Origin of the sequence: Hyalangium sp., assembly GCF_035629615.1 — a bacterium.
Classification (GTDB): domain Bacteria; phylum Myxococcota; class Myxococcia; order Myxococcales; family Myxococcaceae; genus Hyalangium.
This window is the reverse complement of the sequence record NZ_DASPHO010000407.1, coordinates 1-4,385: the sequence shown is the minus strand read 5'-3', so window position 1 is coordinate 4,385 and position 4,385 is coordinate 1. Positions and strand designations below refer to the sequence as shown.

The window sequence follows — 4,385 nt, the reverse complement described above, 5'->3', positions numbered from 1 at the left end:
ACCGACTGGGGCCGGGACACGATGATCAGCCTGGACGGGCTGACGCTGGCCACGGGGCGCTACCGCGAGGCGGCGGCCATCCTGCGCACGTTCCAGCACTACGTGCGCGACGGCCTCATCCCCAACTACTTCCCGGACGGCGAGAACGAGGGCGTGTACCACACGGCGGACGCGACGCTGTGGTTCTTCCACGCGGTGGACCGCTACGTGGAGACGACGCGAGACGTGGAGCTGCTGAGGGACATGTTCTCCACGCTGGCCAGCATCGTGGAGCACCACATGCGGGGCACGCGGTTCCACATCGGCGTGGATCCGGTGGATGGGCTGCTCAGTCAGGGACAGGAGGGCTACCAGCTCACCTGGATGGACGCCAAGGTGGACGGCTGGGTGGTGACACCCCGGCGCGGCAAGGCGGTGGAGCTCAACGCGCTCTGGTTCAACGCGCTGCAGTTGATGGCCACCTGGGCGGTGCAGCTGGGGAAGGAGCCAAGAGCGTACATGGGAGCTGCCGAGCGGGTGTATGCCAGCTTCAACAAGCGCTTCTGGAACCCAGCGGCCGGCTGCCTGTTCGATGTGGTGGATGGGGAGGACGGGCAGGAGGATCCTGCCATCCGGCCCAACCAGGTCTTCGCCGTCTCGCTGCGCCACCCCGTGCTGCGGCGCGAGCGGTGGGAGGCGGTGCTGGAGGTGGTGCGGCGGGATCTGCTGACCCCGGTGGGGCTGCGGAGCCTGGCGCCCGGCCACCCGGACTACAAGGCCAACTACGATGGGGATCTGCGCGCGAGGGATGCGGCCTATCACCAGGGGACGGTGTGGGGCTGGTTGATGGGGCACTACATCGACGCGACGCTGAAGGTGAACCCGGACATCAAGGCGGCACGAGCGCTGCTCTCGGGCCTGGAGCACCACCTGGAGCATGGGGGCGTCGGACAGATCAGCGAGATCTTCGACGCGACGGAACCCTACCGGCCGCGCGGGTGCGTCGCACAGGCGTGGAGCGTGGCGGAGGCGCTGCGGGTGTTCCTGAAGACCCACGTCACCTGAGCCCCCTCCCCTGCAGCCCGGACATGGCATCCGCTAGACTCCGGGGACCCTCAGCCGGAGTCACCGGTCCATGCAGCTCTCCTGTGAAGTCTGCCACGCCCCCTTGCGCCCGGAGGATGTCCGCCTGGACATCGCCGTGGCCAAGTGCCACTCGTGCAACGCGGTCTACGATCTGTCCGGACGCAAGGCGCGCGGGCTCACCGCGCCGGCCTCGGACAGGCCCAGGCTCACCCGAGCCAAGGCCCCCCTCCCCGCGCGCTTCCAGGTCGAGGACAATGACGGCGCCACCCGCATCACTTGGCGGTGGTTCAACCCCGCTTTCATCTTCCTGCTCTTCTTCTGCGCCGCGTGGGATGGGTTCCTGGTCCTGTGGTACGGCATCGCGCTCTCGGCGGACGCTCCGATCATCGCGATCCTCTTCCCCATCGCCCACGTGGCGGTGGGAGTGGGCCTCACGTATTACACGCTGACTGGGCTCGTGAACCGCACGACGGTCGAGGTGAGCCGCAACCAGCTCACCATCCGCCATGGCCCCCTGCCCTGGACGGGCAACCGGGATGTTCCTGGCCGCCAGTTCACGCAGCTCTATGGGGAAGAAGTCGTCAAGACGAACAAGGGAACCCAGACCCTCACCTATGATCTGTTTGCGCTGGATCGCGAGGGCCGGAAGATCAAGCTGATCTCCGGCCTGAATGAGAAGGACCAGGTGCTCTACCTCGAGCAGACGCTGGAGCGCCGCCTGGGCATCGAAGACGCACCCGTGGGCGGCGAAGTCGCTACGCGCACCAGCGCTGCCTGAGGCCACACGGAGTGCTCGCGTCTCCCTACCGTATGGGTAGAGTGCGCTGCCATGGTGAAGACCCGATACTGGCTGATCAAGAGCGAGCCCTCCGTCTACCCGTACTCCCAGCTCGAGAAGGATCAGAAGACGGGCTGGACGGGCATCCGCAACTATGAGGCTCGCAACAACCTCCGGGCCATGAAGCCTGGAGATCTCTGCCTCTACTACCACTCGAACACGGACAAGGCCGTGGTCGCCGTGGCGAAGGTGCTCACCGCGGCGGGAGAGGACCCCACCGCTCCCGGCGAGGACTGGGCCTCCGTGGACGTCGCGCCCGTGATTGCCTTCAAGGAGCCCGTCACCCTGGCCACCCTCAAGAAGACTCCCGCGTTCAAGGAGCTCCAGCTCATCACCAAGAGCCGGATCAGCGTGGTGCCCGTCTCCGCCGAGCACTTCAAGCTCCTCCTCAAGCTGGGGAAGACGACCCTGCCGAAATAAGGAGCCGACGCCTCTTATTTCCGGGGCTCGGGGCGGCGCGAACGCTCCTCCTCGAAGGTCGGGTGGCGCATGAAGCGGAGCTCACGCCGCATCTCCCCCATCTCGGCCTCGAGCTTCTGCCAGTTATCCGGCCCCAGCAGTCGCTTGATCTGCAGCATCAGCCCGATGCGGTTCTTGCGCACGGCCATCTCCGCACGTCCCACCGTGTCCACCTGCTGCATCACGGTGCTCTCGTTCGGGTTCTGGGAGCGCAGCAGCTTGTCCAGCGTGAGCTGGGCCCGCTTCAGGTCTGCCTCCAGCGTGATGAGCTGATCGTTCGCCTCGAAGGTCAGATCCTGGATGCGCTGGACGAGGTCCTTCGGCAGCCCCAGCCTCTCCACGACGTGGGGAGGAATGCCATAGGCCGGTGGTGGCAGGGCCACCATCATGGGCGGCGTAGGCGGCATGGGCGGCATGGGCGGCATGGGCGGCATCGGGGCGATGGCCGGGGCGGCACTCCGCTCGATGACGACGTCCTCTTGCTGGGCCAGGGCGGGCACCGCGAACAGCGCTGCCGTGAGGCCGAGGGTCCACATGTTTGTCCTGCTCATCGTGCAAGCTCCTGTGTGGGTGAGGGGTGAAGCGGGGCAAGGGCCCTCTGGAAGGGCCGATCGTTCAGAGCCACAGCCGTGGGCGGGCGCACCCAGAGGGCGAGCATCCCGAAGGGCGCGTACGTCTCATCGTCGAAGGTCGGATCGCGCCGCGTGTAACCTCGGACCTCTTCCATCAGCAGATCGAGCGGAGGTAGCGCCACCCCTGCCGCTGGAGACATGTCCATGGCCACGTCCATGTCGGGCGCCGTTGGCACCTGGCGAGGCATGATGAAGAGGGCCAGGACGGCAACGGCCCCCACCACGGCGGCTCCTGCGACAGCCCGGCGTCGATGCTGACGGCGACGCACCTCCTCTTGGAGGGCCTGCGGGGAGATGAGCTCCAGCGGCGGCGGCCCCGGCAGCCTCAGCGCCGAGGCAGAAGCCTGGAGGCGCACGAGCTCGCGACACCGAGGACACTGGTCCAGGTGGGCCTGGAAGTCCGCGGGTCGAGGCAGCCCGTCATCCACGATCGCCGCGGTCACTTCGTCGCAGCTCATGGCGTTTCTCCTTTCATCATCAGCGCGTCTGCGGCCTTGAGTTTCTGGAGGGCCCGGTAGAGGTGGACGCGGACGGTCCCTCGCTCGATGCCCATGGCCTCGGCAACGGAGCCGAGGTCGAGCCCCTCCAAGTAGCGGAGGCTGAAAGCCGTGGCCTGCTGGGTAGGCAGGCTCCTCAGCGCGCGGCCGAAGGCCTGCCAGCGCTCGACGCCCTCGAAGGACTCCTCCGGCGAGGGCCGAGGCGCCGGGCCCAGATCCAGCATTTCGCGCAGCACGTTCCACACGCGCCTGCGCCGCAGCAGGCCCATGGCCCGCGAGACGAGGATGCGCCGCAGCCAAGCGGGGCCCGCCTGGGGATCTCTCAGGGAGTGGCGCTTCTCATAGGCATCCACCAGGGCGGCCTGGACGAGATCCCTCGCCTCCTCCGCATCCCACACGAGCCGCCGGGCGAGCCGGAGGAGCCCCGCCTGCTCCAGCTCAACGAGGGCGTCGAAGTCGAGCACGGCGCTGGCGCGTGTCCCGATTGACGTCTCGTCCATGGCGGCGGCGACCCTCAACCCTTTCCTCCCGAGCAGCTTCCGGGAAATGAGGACGCATGAGCCACGAAAACGGCATACAGCCGTTCGCATCGCTCAACGGGTAGGGAGATTCCTTACCCAAGGCCAGGAGCAAGCCCGGGCCAGGGCGCCTGTCGGCAGCGCATGCGCCAAACCTGTCTGACAATCTTACAGGTTTGAGGAGCCTCCGCTGCCCTGGGGCAGTCCTCTCAGAGCCAGCTCGAGTCGCATCGGGGGCACACCACGGCCCGGTCATACTCGGAGCGCGGCCCCTCGAAGCCACAGGCGTAGCAGGTACGCAGGGGCCCTCCCACGGGACGCGGAGCCTCCTCCTGCCTGCGCAAGGTGGGGGCCGGCGCTTGGAACGCCTCGGGGA

6 protein-coding genes are annotated in these 4,385 nt (G+C 67.6%); 3 read left to right on the top strand and 3 right to left on the bottom strand.

Features of this window, described 5'->3' with window-relative positions; genetic code table 11:
• The 3 genes from VD972_RS20850 to VD972_RS20840 all read left to right on the top strand — a co-directional run.
• A partial coding sequence (locus VD972_RS20850; RefSeq protein ID WP_324989651.1) for an amylo-alpha-1,6-glucosidase occupies window positions 1-1,044 on the top strand: 1,044 nt, incomplete at its 5' end.
• Between the two features lie 70 nt (window positions 1,045-1,114).
• Window positions 1,115-1,843, top strand: coding sequence for a hypothetical protein (locus tag VD972_RS20845; RefSeq protein ID WP_324989649.1), 729 nt, complete (start codon window positions 1,115-1,117; stop codon window positions 1,841-1,843).
• Between the two features lie 51 nt (window positions 1,844-1,894).
• Window positions 1,895-2,323 (top strand): EVE domain-containing protein, encoded by a 429-nt coding sequence (locus tag VD972_RS20840; RefSeq protein WP_324989647.1) that lies wholly within the window; start codon window positions 1,895-1,897, stop codon window positions 2,321-2,323.
• A gap of 14 nt (window positions 2,324-2,337) precedes the next feature.
• On the opposite strand, the gene VD972_RS20835 is transcribed toward VD972_RS20840, so the two are convergent.
• From VD972_RS20835 to VD972_RS20825, 3 genes are read right to left on the bottom strand one after another with little or no spacing between them, the layout of a single operon-like run.
• Window positions 2,338-2,913, bottom strand: coding sequence for a hypothetical protein (locus tag VD972_RS20835; RefSeq protein WP_324989645.1), 576 nt, complete (start codon window positions 2,911-2,913; stop codon window positions 2,338-2,340).
• Window positions 2,910-3,452 carry a hypothetical protein gene (locus tag VD972_RS20830; RefSeq protein ID WP_324989643.1) on the bottom strand — a complete coding sequence of 181 codons (543 nt, stop codon included), beginning with the start codon at window positions 3,450-3,452 and terminating at the stop codon, window positions 2,910-2,912. The genes VD972_RS20835 and VD972_RS20830 overlap by 4 nt, the downstream gene beginning before the upstream one ends.
• Window positions 3,449-3,991 (bottom strand): sigma-70 family RNA polymerase sigma factor, encoded by a 543-nt coding sequence (locus VD972_RS20825; protein WP_324989642.1) that lies wholly within the window; start codon window positions 3,989-3,991, stop codon window positions 3,449-3,451. The genes VD972_RS20830 and VD972_RS20825 overlap by 4 nt, the downstream gene beginning before the upstream one ends.
• Between the last annotated feature and the right edge of the window lie 394 nt (window positions 3,992-4,385).

What these genes read in the sequence shown, in the direction of transcription:
- VD972_RS20845 (WP_324989649.1), top strand. Translation starts at nt 1,115, where the DNA reads ATGCAGCTCTCCTGTGAAGTCTGCCACGCCCCCTTGCGCCCGGAGGAT.
- VD972_RS20840 (WP_324989647.1), top strand. Translation starts at nt 1,895, where the DNA reads ATGGTGAAGACCCGATACTGGCTGATCAAGAGCGAGCCCTCCGTCTAC.
- VD972_RS20835 (WP_324989645.1), bottom strand. Translation starts at nt 2,913, where the DNA reads ATGAGCAGGACAAACATGTGGACCCTCGGCCTCACGGCAGCGCTGTTC.
- VD972_RS20830 (WP_324989643.1), bottom strand. Translation starts at nt 3,452, where the DNA reads ATGAGCTGCGACGAAGTGACCGCGGCGATCGTGGATGACGGGCTGCCT.
- VD972_RS20825 (WP_324989642.1), bottom strand. Translation starts at nt 3,991, where the DNA reads ATGGACGAGACGTCAATCGGGACACGCGCCAGCGCCGTGCTCGACTTC.